This is a genomic window from Paenibacillus sp. J22P277 (assembly GCF_059383675.1).
In genome coordinates this window covers 536,236-554,271 of the sequence record NZ_JBXENS010000007.1, presented here as the reverse complement: position 1 = coordinate 554,271, position 18,036 = coordinate 536,236, and the positions used below count along the sequence as shown (strand labels likewise).

Annotated in this window: 13 protein-coding genes; 4 read left to right on the top strand and 9 right to left on the bottom strand. The window is 58.2% G+C overall.

Annotated features, from left to right (window positions below; all coding sequences use genetic code 11):
* Positions 1–92 precede the first annotated feature (92 nt).
* From ku to ligD, 3 genes are read left to right on the top strand one after another with little or no spacing between them, the layout of a single operon-like run.
* Entirely contained in the window at positions 93–1,010 is a 918-nt protein-coding gene (gene ku / locus AC50YL_RS26325; protein ID WP_494835889.1) for a non-homologous end joining protein Ku, read from the top strand.
* Positions 1,011–2,192, top strand: coding sequence for an ATP-dependent DNA ligase (locus AC50YL_RS26320; protein ID WP_494835887.1), 1,182 nt, complete (start codon positions 1,011–1,013; stop codon positions 2,190–2,192).
* The gene (ligD, locus tag AC50YL_RS26315) at positions 2,189–3,082 is read left to right on the top strand and encodes a non-homologous end-joining DNA ligase (protein ID WP_494835886.1); all 894 of its coding nucleotides are present in this window, start codon (positions 2,189–2,191) and stop codon (positions 3,080–3,082) included. Before AC50YL_RS26320 ends, ligD begins: the two co-directional genes overlap by 4 nt.
* A 136-nt stretch (positions 3,083–3,218) precedes the next feature.
* On the opposite strand, the gene AC50YL_RS26310 is transcribed toward ligD, so the two are convergent.
* Complete coding sequence (locus tag AC50YL_RS26310) at positions 3,219–4,157, bottom strand: aldo/keto reductase family protein (protein ID WP_494835884.1); 939 nt, start codon at positions 4,155–4,157, stop codon at positions 3,219–3,221.
* 171 nt (positions 4,158–4,328) lie between these two features.
* Between AC50YL_RS26310 and AC50YL_RS26305 the strand changes: the two genes are divergently transcribed.
* Positions 4,329–4,661: a winged helix-turn-helix transcriptional regulator gene (locus AC50YL_RS26305; protein WP_161743238.1), complete on the top strand. Its 333-nt coding sequence runs from the start codon at positions 4,329–4,331 to the stop codon at positions 4,659–4,661.
* 78 nt (positions 4,662–4,739) lie between these two features.
* On the opposite strand, the gene AC50YL_RS26300 is transcribed toward AC50YL_RS26305, so the two are convergent.
* The 8 genes from AC50YL_RS26300 to AC50YL_RS26265 form a co-directional block, all read right to left on the bottom strand.
* Positions 4,740–5,756, bottom strand: a complete 1,017-nt coding sequence (locus AC50YL_RS26300) for an HD-GYP domain-containing protein (protein WP_494835881.1) — start codon at positions 5,754–5,756, stop codon at positions 4,740–4,742.
* 209 nt (positions 5,757–5,965) lie between these two features.
* Positions 5,966–6,547, bottom strand: coding sequence for an RNA polymerase sigma factor (locus tag AC50YL_RS26295; RefSeq protein ID WP_494835879.1), 582 nt, complete (start codon positions 6,545–6,547; stop codon positions 5,966–5,968).
* Positions 6,548–6,762: 215 nt separating this feature from the next.
* A complete protein-coding gene (locus AC50YL_RS26290) occupies positions 6,763–7,992 on the bottom strand; it encodes a stalk domain-containing protein (RefSeq protein WP_494835877.1) in 1,230 nt (409 codons plus the stop codon).
* Between the two features lie 100 nt (positions 7,993–8,092).
* Positions 8,093–8,707 carry a phosphatase PAP2 family protein gene (locus AC50YL_RS26285; protein WP_494835875.1) on the bottom strand — a complete coding sequence of 205 codons (615 nt, stop codon included), beginning with the start codon at positions 8,705–8,707 and terminating at the stop codon, positions 8,093–8,095.
* Positions 8,708–8,906: 199 nt separating this feature from the next.
* On the bottom strand, positions 8,907–14,279 hold the full coding sequence (locus tag AC50YL_RS26280) for an S-layer homology domain-containing protein (protein WP_494835873.1): 5,373 nt from the start codon (positions 14,277–14,279) through the stop codon (positions 8,907–8,909).
* 1,031 nt (positions 14,280–15,310) lie between these two features.
* Positions 15,311–16,168, bottom strand: coding sequence for a protein phosphatase 2C domain-containing protein (locus AC50YL_RS26275; RefSeq protein ID WP_494835871.1), 858 nt, complete (start codon positions 16,166–16,168; stop codon positions 15,311–15,313).
* Positions 16,169–16,353: 185 nt separating this feature from the next.
* Positions 16,354–17,352 carry an acrylyl-CoA reductase family protein gene (locus tag AC50YL_RS26270; RefSeq protein WP_494835870.1) on the bottom strand — a complete coding sequence of 333 codons (999 nt, stop codon included), beginning with the start codon at positions 17,350–17,352 and terminating at the stop codon, positions 16,354–16,356.
* A gap of 403 nt (positions 17,353–17,755) precedes the next feature.
* Complete coding sequence (locus AC50YL_RS26265; protein WP_494835869.1) at positions 17,756–18,034, bottom strand: DUF6171 family protein; 279 nt, start codon at positions 18,032–18,034, stop codon at positions 17,756–17,758.
* Between the last annotated feature and the right edge of the window lie 2 nt (positions 18,035–18,036).

The following is an 18,036-nucleotide window of genomic DNA, read 5'->3' as shown; positions in this document are numbered from 1 at the left end:
GGCTTAGGTTCATGCATTCGGGGGAACACTGAGGCTAGAGGAATCTTCATGCAATCGCAAGCAATGCCAAATCGAAAAGGAGGAATGCTTTCATGCATACCGTATGGAAAGGAGCCATCAGCTTCGGCCTCGTGCACGTTCCCGTCAAAATGTTTTCCGCTACCGAGGACAAGGACATATCGATGAAGCTGATCCACCGGGTTTGCGGCAGCAACGTCTCCTACATTCGCAAATGCCCGACCTGCGAGGTCGAGGTGGAGTGGGACGACATCGTCAAAGGCTACGAATACGAGAAAGGCCGGTACGTCCTGTTCGAGAAGGACGAGCTGGAGCAGCTGTCCGGCGAGGCCACGAAGACGATCAACATTTTGGATTTCGTCGCCTTGGAAGAGATCGATCCGATTTATTTTCAGAAAACCTATTACCTCTCGCCGGATCAGGCGGGCGGCAACGCGTACAATTTGCTGCTCGAAGCGATGCGGCAGTCCGGCCGGATCGGCATCGCCAAAGTATCGATCCGCTCCAAAAGCTCGCTGGCGGCCATCCGCATCATCGACGACTGTTTGGCGATGGAGACGATCTTCTACCCGGACGAGATTCGCTCCGTGAGCCAAGTGCCGGGGTTGCCTGACTCCGTTAACGTCAACGAGAAGGAATTGATGATGGCGCGCATGCTGATCGAACAGTTGTCCACGCCGTTCGAGCCGGCCAAATACAAGGACGACTACCGCGACCGGCTCATGGATCTCATCCAGCACAAAATCGCCGGCGAAGACGTATCCGTCGCGCCGGAAGCGCAGAAGACGAACGTGCTCGACCTGATGGCCGCGCTGCAGGCGAGCCTCGAGGCCGTGAAGCTTCCGCCGAATGCGCCCGGCGGGTTGGACACGAACGCGGCAGGCGGCGATGCGGCCCAGCCGGCGGCCGATGCGGCCGGAGGCAGCGAGGTCGTCGCGAAAGTGAAGACGTCCCGCCCCCGCAAATCCAAGAAGGAAGACACGGTGTCGTAGATGGAGCAGCCATGGCCGCAGCATCTGCCCGATAATCCGTCCCCGCATCCCGCAGCGGACGGCGACCCGCTCGTCATCCCGCTTCCCTCCGAGCCGATGGCGCCGCTGTCGTCCGGCGAGCTGCCTGCCGGCAGCGAATGGGGATACCAGCTGAAGTGGGACGGCGTGCGCATGCTGGCCCGGTTGAACGGGCACGGACATGCGGAGCTGTTCTCGCGAAAGCTGTACTTGAAGAATGCCGTCTATCCGGAAATCGTCGCCTTGCTGGAAGCAAAGGCCGCCGAGCTCGGTCCTTGCCTGCTGGACGGCGAGGTCGTCTGGTGGGACGGCATACGGCCGAACTTCCAGCAGGTGCTGAAGCGGGAGCGGTCGCGCGTGCCCTCGCGGCATGCGCTGCCCGAGATAGGCGCGCGCTCGACAATTCCCGGCGTGCCGGGCGCAGGCGGCGGGACTTCCGGCAGCGGGGCTGCACTTAGCGTGACTCCCGCTGGCGGGGCTTCCGGCAGCGAGGCTTCCGGCGGAGGCGAAGCCTTGAACGCCGAAGGCAATCAGGTTCGCGGTACCAACGTCAAATCGTTCGGCGGTCTCGTGTACGTGCTGTTCGACCTGTTGGCCGACGGATCCGGCGACCTGAGCCAGCTCCCTTACGAGGAGCGGCACCGGCGGCTGGCAGCCCTCATCGGAACCGGCGATCCGCGTCTGTTCGCGACGGATCTGTTCCAAGACGGCGAAGCGCTCTGGTCCTGGGTGGAAGCGAACCGGTGGGAAGGCGTGGTCAGCAAACGGCTGTCCAGTCCGTACCGCGAAGGCAAGAAGCACCGCGATTGGCTGAAGAAGAAGATCGAGTTGGTCCTCGATGTCGACATCGTCGGCCTCAAGTGGAGGAACGGCATGGTGGCAAGCCTCGTGATGGAGCTCGAGGGCGACTATTTGGGCAGCGTATCGCTCGGCTTGAACGACGCGCTGCGCAGGGTCTTGGCTTCTACCTTCCGCCCGCAGCATTCCCATCTGGCCGTCGTCGCCTGTCCGTTCCCCGCCATGCCCGAGGATCTGAAGAACGAGGACGTACAATGGTTGTCCTTGCCGTTTCGCTGCCGGGTGACCGGTCTCGAGCTGACCTCCGCGGGCCAGCTTCGCCATCCCAAGCTGGTGACGTTCCTGCCGAAGGAGCCGCTGTCATGAGCCGCGCGGTCAAGGGCACGATTCTCGTGGCCGGGCAGGAGCTGACCATCAGCAATCCGGATAAGCTGCTCTGGCCGGAGATGGGCATTACGAAAGCCGTGTTTCTCCAGCGTCTGGCCGGACTCGCTCCTTGGCTGCTGAAGCACTGCCAGGACCGCCTGCTGACGACGATCCGCTTTCCCGACGGCGTAAACGGCAAATCCTTTTACCAGAAAAACCGTCCGACCCCCGCGCCGGACTTCGTGGAGACGGAGCCGCGCGATGGCATCGACTACGTCAAGCTTACCTCATTGCCGGTGCTGTTATGGCTCGGCAATTTGGCCTGTCTGGAATATCACGCTTCCTTCGACCGCGTCAGCGATCCCGCCCATCCGACGGAATGGGTGCTCGATCTCGATCCTTCGCTCGAGGAGGAGCCTCGCATCATGGAGGCGGCGCTGCTGGCCGGCGACCTGCTGCGGTCGCTCGGCATCGCCTCCACGCCGAAAACCTCCGGCGCGACGGGCGTCCAGATCATCGTGCCGGTGATCCGGGACTTGACCTTCGACGAGCTGCGGCGCATCGGCGAATTCGTCGGGATCTACCTGTCGGACAAGCATCCCAAGCTGTTCACGGTGGAACGGCTCAAGAAGCATCGCGGCGACTTGATCTACGTCGATTATTTGCAGCATTATCAAGGCAAAACGATCATCGCGCCTTATTCCCCGCGCGCTCGCGCCGCCGCCAGCGTCTCGACGCCGCTGCATTGGGACGAGGTGCGCCGGGACGCGGCGATCGCGGACTATCATCTGCTGAACATCGAGAAGCGGCTGCAGCGCGAGGGCGATCTGCTCGACCGCATACCTGCCCAGTCGCTGCGGCCGATTCTATCGTTCATCGGGAAAAGGTAGCGGCAATCGCCATACTGACGCGAAAAGGCCGCCATCCTTAGTGGATGGCGGCCTTATTCGCGACCTTTCACCGTGCTGCATAAGCACGGATTTTGCCGCGTTCACGCCGTTTGCGCCCCAGCTGCGCCGGGCTGCTCTATTTCAAGATCTCTTCCACCCGCGCGAGCACGTCTTCGCTCAGCTCGATGCCGGACGCGTTGACGTTCTCGACGACTTGCTCCGGACGGCTGGCGCCGACGAGCGCGCTCGCGACGTTCGGCTGGCGGAGAATCCATGCCAGGGCCAGCTGGCCCGTTGAAATCTCCAGCTCCGAGGCAATGCCGGACAATGCCCGCACTTTGGCCAGCTTCTCTTCCGTGATGCCTTTGCGCATCCACTCCAGCTTGTTCGCGCGGCTGTCCGCAGGGATATCCGCCACGGACGCGTATTTGCCCGTCAGCAAGCCTTGCGCGAGCGGGGAGAAGACGACTTGTCCGATGCCGTTTTTCTCGCCGTACGGGATGACTTCTTTCTCGATGTAGCGTTCGAACATATTGTAGATCGGCTGGCTGACCACGATGCGGTCCAGCAGGTACCGGTCGGCCGTCGCCAAAGCATCCGCCATTTGGGAAGCCGTCCATTCGCTCACCCCGGCGTACAGTACCTTGCCGGAGCGAATCAAGTCGTCGATCGCGCGAAGCGTCTCCGCAAGCGGCGTCGCCGGATCATAGCGGTGGCAGTAAAAAATGTCCACGTAGTCCGCGCCGAGCCGTTTCAGGCTCGCGTTGGCCTGCTCGATCACGTGCTTGCGGGACAAGCCGCGGTCATTCGGTCCTTCGCCCATCGGCCAGAACGCTTTCGTCGCCAGGACGTACGATTCCCGTTTATAGGCTTTCAGCGTCTCGCCAAGCAGCACTTCGGCCGCGCCTTGCTCGTACACGTTTGCCGTATCGAAGAAATTGATGCCCAGGTCATATGCCTTCTCGATCGCCTGCACCGCGTTCTGCTTCTCCACGTAACCGCCGTAGGTCAGCCAGCTGCCGAGACTGATCTCGCTCACTTTCACGCCGCTTCCGCCAAGTCTTCTGTATTGCACCGCAATCCCTCCAAGCTCGATTTGATGATCGTTGAAGCAGGGCTTTCAAACCCACCATCTATTTTAAAGCTGTTAATTTCAAATAGATAGTAGTGAAATAAATCTCATTATATTATACCGATTATATCTGCTATACTTAAAGTAAGTATCATTTTGGGAGGGTTGAACACCATGACCTTGAACAATTACGTTCCGAAAGAACCTGCCGTGATCGAGTGCAACATCGAGAAAACGCTGGATGTCATCGGCGGAAAATGGGCGTTCCTCGTGCTCCGCGAGCTGTTTTGCGAGAAACGCCGCTTCGGCGAGCTTCAGCGCCAGATCCCGGACGTGAGTCCGCGGGCGCTGACGAGCACGCTGCGCCACTTGGAGAACCAAGGCGTGCTGGAACGCCACGTCTTCCCGACCGTTCCCGTTACGGTGGAATACTCCCTTACGCCGAAAGGCGTGGACCTGCACTGCATTTTGCACGAGATGAAGCTATGGGCCGCCAAATGGACCTGAACCTAAAGAAGAGCAGGCAGGACGACGATCGTCCTTGCCTGCTCTTTTTCTTCGTGCCTTGACGGCGGCGCGCCGCCGTTAGATGCCGATGATCCGCTTGATCTGCAGCTTGCGCTCGCAGGAGAGATCGACGAACTCTTCGCCGACTTTGACGAGCGGCGCTTCGCCGTCATGCGGGTTGATGTAGACGATCTCGCCGACCCGCTCGTCGGTCAAGAGGCATCGCTGCCCGACGAGCTTCGTCGTGATATTCTCGAGAAAGACCGACACGATCGTCGGATCCAGCTGCCCGAAATACCCTTCTCGCAGCTGACGGACGACCTCGTAGAACGGCAGTGCTTTATGATAAGGGCGATCGGATGACATGGCATGGAAAATATCCGCCACCGCCACGATTTTGCTGAACAGGTCGATCTTGTCCGAGGTCAGTCCGAGCGGATAGCCGCCCCCGTCCTCGCGTTCGTGATGCTGCAGCGCCACCAGGGCAGCGCGGTAGCTGACGCCCTCGGTCTTCTTCAAAATCTCGTAGCCGTAGATCGCATGCTTCTTGACGAGCTCGAACTCGTCTTCCGTCAGCTTGCCGGGCTTATTGATGATGGCCTCCGGGATCTTCACCTTGCCGACGTCGTGCAGGGTCGCCGCGGTCGTAAGCGCTGTCAATTCCTCTTCGCCGAAATGAAGCCATTTGCCGATCAGCGTGGAGAGGACGCCGACGCCGATGTTATGCTCGTACGTATAGTCGCCTTGTGCTTTTACCGCTTCGAACAGCTCGAATATATTCGGATGGTTCGCCACGTTTCGGACGGCCGGCACGACTTCCGATTGCAGCTCGTTCAGCGGGACCTGTCCCGTTTCCTGAATCGCCGCGTACAACGCTTTGGCGCGTTCCACGATGCTGCCCACCGCTTCGCGGGGCGACATGGCCGGTGCCGGTTCGGGACGAACGATTTCGAAGAACATGGAAAGATTGTCGATGCCGTGCTTTTCCAGTAAAATCAGATGCTCTTCGCGGAGGAGGGTACCGGCCGGAAGAACGGTAACGCCGAAGGCATTCACCATATCATGTTTCGCGATTTTTCCCAAGTATTGTCGCATCGTGCCTCCACCGAATTCAGACTTGTCGATTATTCCCAAGGTAAATCTTAGCTGTTAGTAATACAATACCACGACACTGCGTCTATTGTCCTATGGAATTGATTTACAGATTCCGGGAATAGGTTTAAAGCCCTCCTGTCGGCGGATTCCACCAGCGCAAAAAGCCCCTTTCATCAAGGGGCTCTTCATATTTGCGACCTATATCCGGCCTATAGTTCGCCCGTCATCAGCGCCGACGTCCAGCGCTCGATCTTGTACGGAAGCGGAGCGCTTTTGCGCTTAATCGGCTTGCTCCGCGCGGGTCCGCCGGCGATCTCGGGACGGCCGCGCTTGCGAAGCGCGTTCTTGGAACGGTGCAGCACCATTTTGACGGCGGGCACGGTGCAGTGCAGCACGTCGGCGATGTCTTGGTAGGAGTAGTCGAATACCTCCGCCATCAGCAGCATTTCCGTCTCGCGTTCGGACAAATGTTCCGTCAACCACTCCAATATCCCCCGCACGGAAACATAGTCGGGATCGTGATGCGGCTGCAGCAGCGCTTCGTCGATCGGCACGGTCACGCCGCGGCGCTTGCGGTGCGCGTCGATCTGCAAATTTCGGGCGATTTTATAGAGCAATGAACGCGGGTGGCGCAGTTTGCCCGTATCCCGATACTGTTTGAATGCCCGAAGAAGCGCCTCCTGCAGCAAATCCTCCGCCTCCCACTTCGAAGACGTCAAATACGCGCAATACGCCCGCACATGCTTGAGATACGGCTTCACGGATTCCTCGAACTCAGTCCACGGTTTCATGCTTTCGCCCCCTTGCCGATTGTCAGGTTCGGTGTGATCGACTCTAGTCTAGCAGGCCATTATGAACCTCGTGTGAAAAAGCGCGGGTCCGGCCGTTTTCGGCTACGGCGCTGCAAGCGGGGCGCAATTGATCGACGCGGAAGGCGCCGGGAAGACGGCAACGCAAAACAAACCCCGCTCCGTCCCAAGGGACAAAGCGGGGTTTGGACCGTGAACTATTCTTCGATCAGCTCGCCGATCAGCTCGTTCGCGTTGGAGCCGGGCAGAACCAGCCATTTGCCGTCCTTCTTCTCCATCTCGTAAACCGCGACGGAGCGGAACGCGACATTGTCCTCTTCCGTGCCGTCTTTCGAATTGATATCGTAACGGAACTCCGCCAGCACGGTCGCGCTGTCTCCGTCCAGCTCGACGACGGCCGTGCGGACAAGCGCCGCTTTGAGCGTCATATCCTCGCTGTCGACCCAATCCTTCGTATCGCTGACATCGTCGTCGTACCCGTCGGCATCCGGCAAGAGCGTCGCTTTGTACGCCTCGATATCATGTGCGTTCAGGGCTGATGCCTGCGCGCTCACGAGTGCGTTCAAGGCCGTCTTGTCCGCATCGGGAGCCTGGATTTCCTGCGCCCACACGCTGTCCTCGTCAAGCACGGCATCGCTGTCTACCTCTTGAAGATAGATGGCCCATTTACCGTTGGCTTCTCTGTGCAGGGTGTAATAGATCTCGTATTCCTTATCCGGGAAGAAGCCGGTGCCGCTCACGCGGGTCGTATCCTCGACCGTATACACGACTGCTTCCGACGACGAGTAAGAATCCAAGGTCATCTCCACGTAGTCGGTTTTGCTGTGGAATTTGGCAAATTGATCGTGAACGGCAGAGCTCACGGAATCTTTTATCGGGGATTCGGAATGGAACAGCGCCATGTACGCGTCGGCGTCCTGCTTGTCCTCGGCGGCCGCCAGGCTGTTCAGCACGGCGAACACTTCCGCTTGCTGCGCGGGCGTAGCGCCCTTGTCGTCGATCGAGACGATCTTCTTGACGCCGTCCCACGCGACGTTCTTATCGGACAGCGTCGCGATGAAACGAACGCCGACCATCGTGCGGCCGCTCAACAGCTTCATCTCGCCGTTGACCGGAACCTTCGTTCCGTCCACGATCGCGGTCGTGCCCGTCGGCGTCATCTGGATGCTGCGGCTATCCGATTTGGCCTTGATCGTCTTGGTCGCGGCGTCGTAATCGATCGCGTAACCGAGCTTCGCGAAGAGCGTGCGGAATTCGACGTACGTCTTGCCGTTCAGCAATACGGGCGGCGCCGGAAAAATGACCCATTCCCCGTTCAGCTTCACTTTAATGTCCGTGGCCGCGTTCGTGCTCGCCGCGGAAGCCGTGCCCGCGAACGCCGCCAACACGACCATCAGCGTTAATGCCAATCCTATCCAACGTTTCATGTTAAACCTCTCTCTCGTCTCATAAAAAATAATAGTTTGCCATCTTTCTCATGGTATCCGATCGACCGCGCATTCACAATGATCCGATAGATTCAGGTCGCTACCTGCGGGCGCGCGCCCATTGTCGAAACAACCGGACGCACAGCGTCACCCAGCAAGCGCTGACCCAATAACCCGCGAGAATGTCGGACGGATAGTGCACGCCCAGATAAACGCGGCTCAGGCCGATGCTTACGATCATGATCGCGCTGAACGCCAGCAGCGCCGCGCGCCATCCCCGGTTCGGCAGATGCCGCCACAGTAAGTACGTGACCAGGAAGTAGAAGGAGAACGCCGCCATGGAATGGCCGCTCGGGAAGCCGTAGCCCTGCTCCTGGGCGATCCGGTGGATGTCCGGACGGGCGCGCTTGTAGATCGCCTTGAGCGCATCGTTGAGGAGCGTCGAGCCCAGCATGCCGCCGAGAAGCAGCACGAGCTCCTTGCGGTGCCGGAGCACGATGAACAAGATCAGCGCGATGACGAGCAGCGCGGGAATGACGACGGACGACGAACCGATCTTGCCCAGCGCTTTGGCGATCGCGGTCAGCGTATCGTTCTCCCGGCCCTGCACGGCATGGATGACGGACGTATCGAACCGCTCCAGCTTATTCCGCGATACCAGCATCGATAAAGCCTGAAACCCGGCTACCGCGAGGATTAACAAGATGATCCACATGAAACGGATACCTCCGATGATAGAATGATCTGTATAGTATAGCGGCTTGAGGCGGGGTTCGGCTACGATTAATTTCCCGCTAACCGGGGCGAAATGCAAAATGCCGGAAAGTCCCGTGGACTTCCCGGCATTCCGAAGACGGGCAAAGGCCGCTAAGCCCCTGCCCGGCCAGTCTGCGCTTCAAGCCAATCGGATCGGCTTAAAGGCTGCCGTTCTTCTGCAATAACAGATAGAGACGGTAAATCATTTGCGCGGTTTCCGCTCTCGTCGCCTGGCCCGTCGGGTTCAGCGCAGAGCCGCTGCCTTGGACAACGCCCGCTTTCACCATTTCCGCCGCGGCATCGACCGCGTACGGAGCCAGCTTCGCCGTATCCTTGAAGCCGTTCAGATCCGCCGGCGCGCCGGTCAGATCCAGCTTGCCGGTGACGTCCATTGCCCGGCTCATGAGCACCATCATGTCCTGACGCGAGATGAAGTCGCGCGGATTGAACTTGTTGTCGCCCGTGCCGTTCGCGATGCCGAGCGCTTTAACGATCCCAAGCGCCTTATAGTAGTAGTCGTTCGCGCTCACGTCGCTAAAGTTGGACTTCGCGTCCGCCTTCAGGTCCAGCATGCGGACGAGCATCTCCATGAAGTCGGCGCGCGTAATCCGCTTGCTCGGCTCGAAGGTCGTGGATGACGTGCCGTTGATGATGCCTTTGGAAGCCAAGACCGAGATGGCATCCTTCGCCCAATCGTAGCGCGTGTCGACGTCCTTGAACGGGTTTGCCGGTATTGTCGGCGTGCTTGGATCCGTCGGCGTGACCGGATCGGTCGGTTTCTCCGGATCTACCGGAATGAATATACCGGATCCTGAGTCGGACGCACCTGCCGTGAAGCCCCAGATGTCGGAACGGGTATACCCGCTGTTCGCGTCCTCGGCTACCGCATACCATTGATAATAGTTGCCGCTTGTAAGGTCGTTCCAATTCACGGCTACCCTGCTGCCGCTCGCGACATTTTCCTGTTTGCCGATCGATTGGCTCGTATAGACTTTAACGCCGAAGTAATCCGTCGCAACCTGCTTGTGCATAGGCTGCAGATCAACATCCAGATCGAACTCGTCCTTGCCTGGGTACGTGGTCGGATCATAGTAGTTGTAATCGTCCAGGTACGGCGAGTACGTCTTCACGTGAATCTGGTTGTTCTTCGTATCGAACTGGAGCAGACGGATATAGCCAAGTCCGCCCTTTTCAGCTCCCTGGTAGTCGGCCAGCAATTGATAGACCTTGCGATCCGATACGCCGTCTCCGTTGTCGTCGATCTCGTCTTCCAGTTTCTCGGCATCGTGGTAGTGTCCGCAAAGCACCGCGATGACGTTCTTGTTCGGCACGACGACGCGCTCGTGGATCTTCTCCGAGATCGGCGCGCGATTGTCGGATACGAGCAGATACTCATGGAAATCGAGAATCGCTTTGCGGTCCGGATAGGCTTTCACCACGTCGTCCATCCATTGAATGTCTTGGTCGCGGATATCCCAGCCCATGTAGATAATGATGAAATCATTGCCGCCGCCCGAGACCAAATCGTAGTGACCGCGGTTGTTCTCGTAGGAACCGCCGTAGGTCGGCTGCTTCTTGAAGCGGTCCTCGCCGAAGTATTGATAGAATTTCGTGTAGTCGGCGAATTGGTGGGATACGTCATGATTGCCCGCAAGCACGCCGTAAGGCACGTTCGCGTCCTCGAGGACCTTCATGTCCTTGTCGGCTTCTTCCCACTGGTATTCCTTGTCCGCCTCATCGACGATATCGCCTGTATGAATGACGTACTTGATGTTCATGTCGTCCTTGTGGTCGACGATCCACTGCACGTTACCCTCGTAAATCTCCGGATAACTCTCGGAGTAATACTGGGTGTCGGACATCCAGACGAAGCTGAAATCGTAATCGTCCTGCTTGACCGGCAGTTCGTCCTGCACCATCACATGAATCGTGCCGTCGATGGCGTAATCGCCCGCTTTCACTTCCGAAGAGAGCGTGAATTCTTCGTTGCCCGCGACCTTGCTGTCGAGCATCTTCCACGACTTATCGGCGGCGCTCCACGCGTACAGGCTGACCTTGCGGCCTTCGAGCGACTTGCCCTTCCAACCGATTTCGACGCTGTCCGTCGCCTGGACCGACTTATCCAGATTCACCTCGAACCGGTGGTACGGGAATTTCTCGTCGGAGTTATTCACCAGGAATTGCCCGTCATCCTTGCCGATGAGGCCGTAATCTTCATCCGTGAACGCCGTTTCGCCCTCAGGCTTCAGCGTCTTCGGCGGCTCTACGTCCGACGCGTTCTCGAAGGCCGAGAAGCCCGTACGGTGATCGGCGTCATACAGATAGCCTTTCAAGAAATCGACGTTCATGGCGTCTTTCGTCGGATCGTCCACCTGCACGGACAAACTCGGAGTTGTGCCGGCACCGGTCTGTTCGTTCGTCGGCGAGATCAGCACGGGCTTGAGCGGGTTCTCGTCCGGAACGTCGAACGTGACCGTCTTCTCCGTTACGTTGCCGACCGTATCCTCGGCCTTGATTACCAGCGTATGCGCGCCGGAGCTGAGCTTAGAGGAAGACGTCGCGAACGGCAGCGTGATTTCTTTGCCATCCAGCGCAGCGGAAGATGTCTTCACGCCGGCAACGGCATCCGAGATTTCCGCGTCCACCGTGAATTCGCCGCGGTAGGTCTTATCATTCTCCATGTTCGGCACCACGACCGGGGCCGTGTTATCGATCTTGATGTTGGCTTGCACTTGCTCGTGCGCGGCGTTCTCGACGGTTACGGTATGCGCGCCGTCCGCTAATTTGGTCGTATCCAGGTCGTAAGCCTGCGATTTCAGATCGCTTGCCGCGATCGGAAGTTTGAAATCAATGACCGGGTTTTTGCCTGCGCTGTCGCCCATTGCCAGCACCGTCGCAGGATTCGCGTATTTCGGATCGTAGATGACGGTGCCGTCGGCCAGTACGAGACGAACGTTTTTGACCGAGAAATCATCCTTGTTCTCTTCGGGACGGTCGTCGAACGGCGAAGACTTCGTGCCCGCCCGGATCGAGATCTCGTTACTGCCTTCCTTCAAACGCTTCGCATCGATAGGCACGGAAAGCGTTTGGTAGGAATTGATCGGATCCATGAAGGTGTATAGAATCTCTTTACCTATCGTTACGCCGTTCTTGAAATAATAATTGACCGAATTCGCATCGAAAGCGAAGGAAGGATCCTTCTCCAACGCATGGTACGTGCCGGTCGTCTGCGGCGTTCCGTCGACGCTCAGCGCCAGCGTATCCGGTCCGGCTTGCTCCGCCGTTCCTTTAATGATCTTCGTGCCGCCGAAAATATCGCCGTCCTTCACGTTCAGGCGAAGCGGGGAACGGTCCGGGCCTCCGGTAATCGCGACGGTGGTCGAATCCGTCTTCACGACATGCGTGCCGTCGGACACTTGGAAATAGTATTGAATCGCCGTTTTCCCGATCAATTCCGGCGAATACAGCTTGAAATGGTACAGCGCGTCGGTATCGAGATACAGGTAGCGGCTCGCATAGTTAGCGTCCTTGTTCGTCTTATAGAACAGCTGGACGGTCTTAACGCTTAGTTCATCCTGCGCGTCCACCTCGATCGCCAAGTCCTTGGACTGGTCGATGCTCGTCACGTCCGTCAAATCGTTCACTCTAGGCGCGGCTTGGTCGTCCGCTGTCGTTACCGGTACCGCGGGAACTTGAGCGTTCGCCACGCTGCCCGGCGTCGGGGTTTCCGTGCCGGCGCTCAGCTTGATCATCGTCGTGCTGCCGTTGGTCGGGTAGCCGAAAACGATATCTTTCTTTTCGTCCTTTGTCTCGTTCTCTACCGTTCCATCATAGCTGGCGACGGAGATGTCGACATGCGTATTCGTGCCGATGACAAGTCCCCGCTTGCTGCCGTTCGCCATTCCGTCCGCATACATTTTGAACACATTTTCGTTTTCGGTCAAATTAGTGCCATAATATTTGTTGAAATCAGCAACCGTCATCGTTTTGTTTCCATTATTGATAATCCAAAATACAATCGTCTTTTGGGCACCGATGACCATGTCTTCGCGGTCGGTCGGCCAGACGATATCAGCATCCGGACCTGAATCCGGATAGCGATAAAACAATTTATAATCTTTCAGATTGATAGCCTTATCGGAATTGTTGTAGAGCTCAACAAATTCATAAGCGTCTGCGCCGTTGGCATTGGCGGTATTCGGGGCAACCTCGGTTACCAGAAGCGGCGGCACCTTTTGCGGATCGTAATCCGGCACGTTCACGTCGACGGTATAGGTGTCCGTTTTGACCGTGTTTTTGGCGTCCTTCACTTCGATGTAATAATCGAATTTCGCTTCCTTCAACTCGCCGCGCGGGATGTCCGCCAAGTACGTATGACCGGAAGTCACCGTCATCGGCATCGACGAAAACGCCGTCTGCGATTGCGTCTTATAGTAAACCTTCGCATTCACGGGATCGAAAATGCCGTTGTCGCTTTCTTTGTTCGTAATGTCCGCGGTGATTTGCAGATTGACGTTCGTCTCCGCGTGCGTGACCGGCGTATGGGTAATGACCGGTGCTTCGTTCGTGCCTTCCTCCGGGAGGGAGACCGGCTGTTTCGGCACTTGGGTCGGGCTGACCGTGCCCGGCGATGCAGCGACGGTGCCTGCCGAACCGAGCAGCATGGCCGTCGTGCCGTCGTCCGGGTAGTTGTACAAGATCGGTTTGTCTTCGACGCCACTCACTTGGCCTTCATAGTGGGCTGATACGATATCCTGGTTCGCGGAGTTACGGAACACGATGCTTCTGGCACCGCTGTTGATCATGCCCTCGCTTGTGACTTTGATTAGGTTCTGTCCCAAAATCAGGCTCGTACCGAAATGATTATTAAAATCATCTGCTGTGAGTTTTTCAGAACCGGTGTTGCTGACCCACAGCACGGCTGATTTCTGGGAAGGGATGACGACGTCGCCCGTCTCCCATATGTGATCTTCAAAAGGAGTCTTGTTCGTATATTGATAAACCAACTGATAATCGTTCAAATTAATCGTACGATTGGAGTTGTTGTACACCTCGATAAATTCATAGGCGTCATAAGACTTACTATCAACCGTCACATTCGACGAATTCGGATTCAACTCAGTTACAAGCAGCGCCGGCACGTAGTTATAGTTCATGCTCGCGCGGACATTCACGGTATACACTTCCGTGTCTTTCGACCCTGTGCCGTCCGTCGCTTCAATATAGTACTGCAGCTTGCTCTGGGTCAGTTTTTCTTTCGGAATGGCCGCTTCGAATGCGATCTGATCTGCCGTCGAATGATCCGGGTTCTTCGTCATCGGCAGCACCGAATACTCGGTCTCGGAATTCAGCTTATAGTGGACTGTTGCGCCTACGCTAGCAGGATCAGCACCGTTCGGAGCGATCTTGGCGACCAATTCCATATTGCTGTCGTCGATGGCCTCCGTTACGGGCGTGTGCGTGATGCCGATAGGGGATTGCGGCTCTTCCGGCCCTTGGCCGCCATCGCCGTCCGAGGTTTGCGCCGGCATGAAAATATCTTCCACGGTTCCTGGTGTAGCGTCATGTAAACCTGCGCTGAATGATCCGTCAGTGACCAACGTCATTCGACTAGAACCATCCGTAGGATAGGCATAAAAAAGACCTTTATTCGGCAGGGTCATTTTATCATCTTCATAGGAGGCCGAGGCAATTATATTTCCGTTGCGATCCTTGACGAAAACATCACGTAACGAACCGTTGGCCATTCCACCGCCGCCAGCTATACGAAACAGGTTTTTTCCCTCTTCGAGCGACGTGCCACCATAATTGCCGTTAAAATCGCTGATCGTCAGTTTGGTATTCTCATTGTTCATGACCCATAAAACGATCGATTCCTTAGAAGGAATCACAGGATGTGCATTGGGATTGAGCAGGGACCATGTTGCATCCACATCCTTACCCTTGCTGTCGACGTAATGATAATTGATGCTGTAATTATCAAAAGAAACCGGTGCATTGGAATTGTTATAGACTTCGATAAATTCATAGGCATCCGTTGCAGTCGGAGCGCCAATTACGTTCGCCGTGTCCGGCACAAGCTCCGTAATCAACAGCTTCGGCACCTTCGTAAAATCAAACTCCCCGTCCGCTCTGGCGATTCCTGCGCCATAGGGGGTTGCGAGCCCTAACAATAGACTCGCGGTCGTCAACGCGCCGAGGACCGGCTTGCCAAACTTCTTCTTACTCAACAGACATACACGCCCCGTTCTCCATGTTGTACTTTTGTCGTTGCGACTAGCGAATAATGTAGAATTTTGTCGCATAAACACATAATCACAATAGTAATCCGGTTTTGTATGCGGCAGATCATGCCCATGTATAGATGACGTAAACTCATGAACGAATGGCGTTTTCTATGTCAGTGACCTAGAGCGAAAACGATGAAATAGAAGAAGGCCAACCCCCTGCCGAATTTCGGCAAGACGTTAGCCTTCTGAACAAGTTCCTATTAATGAAGCCGTCGCATACGCAAATCAGACGTCGGCACCAGAACGCTGCGCCGCCGGATACTGGTAGACCATTAACGAGACGGCTCCAACTCGATCCAAATCGCCGTCTTATCGTCGGATTTCTTCACGCGCGGGTAACGCGTGCAGTCCGGGTCCGTCTCTTCCAGCTCCGTCAGCCACGCCATGTACCGCGGCAAGCCCATCTCCGCGACGAGCGTCGCGATCTGGGCGGCGCTGTCCCGGTCGGATTCGCCCGGCGGCTTCGGCATGTACAACCCGTCCGAGAAAAGCAGCAGCGAGACAACGTTCGAAGCGCTGATCCTGCCGTATTCCACGAAATCCGCGCAGGCGGGATCGCCGTTCAATACGCCGTATCCCCCTGTCCGATTGGCAAGCGCCCGGCCGGCGACGATCTGGCTCCTCGTATGTGCCCATAGTTCCGCCGAAGTCGTTAATCCGGCAGCGACGCCTTCCTGCCATGCCGCCTTCGTCCGGTCGTCCACATGCGCCAATTGATCGTGCGTCGCGATGCGAATCGTGCCGTCGGCATAATAGACGGCCAACATGCAGTCGCCGAGCTGCGCGTATTCGATCCACTTCGGACCGACGCGAACCAGCACCGCGCAGGCGCTCCACAGCGCTTCCGGGATATCGGGCGAGATGCCGGCCTCTCCCATCGCCGCGCGAATCCGCGCATTCGCTTGCGTCATGATCTCCGGCAAGCCCGTCCCGGCATGTCCTTCGCGGATGCAGGCGGCAGCGGCTTCTTGCGCCGCCAGATAGCCCCCCGTCTCCCCGCCCGGCCCGCGGTACGGCGCTAGCGACGTCGCCCCGTCAAGGACGCCGAAAAACCCGAGACTCTCCTCGCAGACGACGGCGTCCTCGTTCCACGCGCCGACGCCTTGTTGCGTACGAACGTTGACTTTCATGAATGCGTTCCCTCCTGGCCACGCGGGTTGTTTCCAACCGCGTTCTCTGGTTCAAGCTTATGCCAGAACTCGGACAGAAGGCAACCCGCAATCGGCCGATCGCGCGGAAATCAAAAACCCCGGCAGCTCGCCGCCGGGGAATCTTGCAGTCGCATGCTTAAACGCACAAGGTACAGAGCGTCGCGTCAGGAAACCCTCACGATCGTTCTTCCCCGCACGCCGCCCTTCAAAATAGCCGGCAGCGTCTCCGGCAGCTCGTCCAGCGCGACTTCTCCGGCCACCATGTCCTCGAGCCGTTCCGGCTTCCACTCCCCGCCGATGCGGGACCACAGCAGCGCGCGCAATTGCGCGGGGCAGCCAACGGAGTCGATCCCCAGCAGATTGACGCCGCGCAAAATGAACGGGTACACCGTCGCCGGAAAATCCCCGCCGCCCGTCAAGCCGCTCAGCGCGACGGAACCGCCGTAGCGGACCGTGCTGAGCACGTACGGAAGCGAGGCGCCGCCTACGGGATCGATCGCCGCGGCCCATTGCTCCGAGCGCAGCGGCTTGCGGTCGCCTTCCGGCGGCATCAACGCTTCGCGGCCGATGATGTTTCGCGCGCCGAGCCCGCGGAGATACTCATGCTCGGTATCCTTGCCCGTACTGGCGGTGACCTCGTAACCCGCGCGGGCGAGCATGGCCACGGCATGGCTGCCGACCCCGCCGGTCGCGCCGAGCACGAGCACCGGGCCGGCAGCGTTCGTCAGCCCGTTCGCTTCCAGCCGCTGGATGGACAGCGCGGCCGTGAACCCCGCGGTGCCGACGATCATCGCCTCGCGCAGCGTCAATCCCGCAGGCCGGGCTACGAGCCAATCCCCCGGAACCCGCGCGTACTCGCTGTAGCCGCCGAACCGGCCGGTGCCGAGCTCGTAGCCGGTCGCGATCACCTCGTCGCCCTCGCGCCAGCGCGCATTCGACGAGGCGACGACCGTGCCGGCCAGATCGATGCCCGGAACGATCGGATAGGCGCGCACGACGCGTCCGCCCGGCGTTGCCGCCATTCCGTCCTTGAAATTAATGCTCGAGTACGCGACGCGAATCGTAACGTCGCCCTCGGGCAAGTCCTCAACGCGCAGCTCGCGAATGCCGACCTCGAACGCGTCGCTTTGTTTATCGACCACGAGTGCCCGAAATGAATCCATGGTCATTCCCCTTTCACTAGAAGACTGGTTCTTCCTGTTGTCCGATTGCTTGGCAACTGAATGATCATGCCCTAAGCATACCGCTTCGCGCGTGCATTTCAAAATGCCGTACGGCGCATTCGGCGGCATCGTGTGCGGTGGCATCGCGCACAGCGCATGGCATCCGAATGGCGCCGTCGTGCCGCGCCCTGGCGCATGACGCAATCGGCGCCGAACCGCCAACCGGAGGCAACGGCTGCAGGACGTGAATTAGTTTGTTATTGATGCTCGGCACCTATGAAGCCGGCTAAGTCGACCTCTTTGGTTCTTTTCGCGACCTCGTCACGCAAAACGCAAGCAAAAGAGGCTGCTCCAGCATCGTCATAGATGCCGAAGCAGCCTCGCTCCCTAACCTGCATCCTGCTTACGCCCAGCGAGAACCGCCGGGCCGCGGACAACTCTTCGCCGCCAGCTTGGCGCGGACGCGAACGAAGCAGCCGCAGTGCGCGCAGGTCGTGCCGTACTGGAGCGACGGGCAGGACTCGCACTCCGCCAGCCTGGCCGCGTACCGTTCATCGCCGACGCAGTCGCCCGGATGCAGCGCAAGCTTGGCCAGCACGCGCTCGATCTGGGCATCCGTGACATGCACGGTTGCGCTGCACCCTCTGCAAGGATCGCCCTTCTCGGAATAGTCCGCCTGCATCC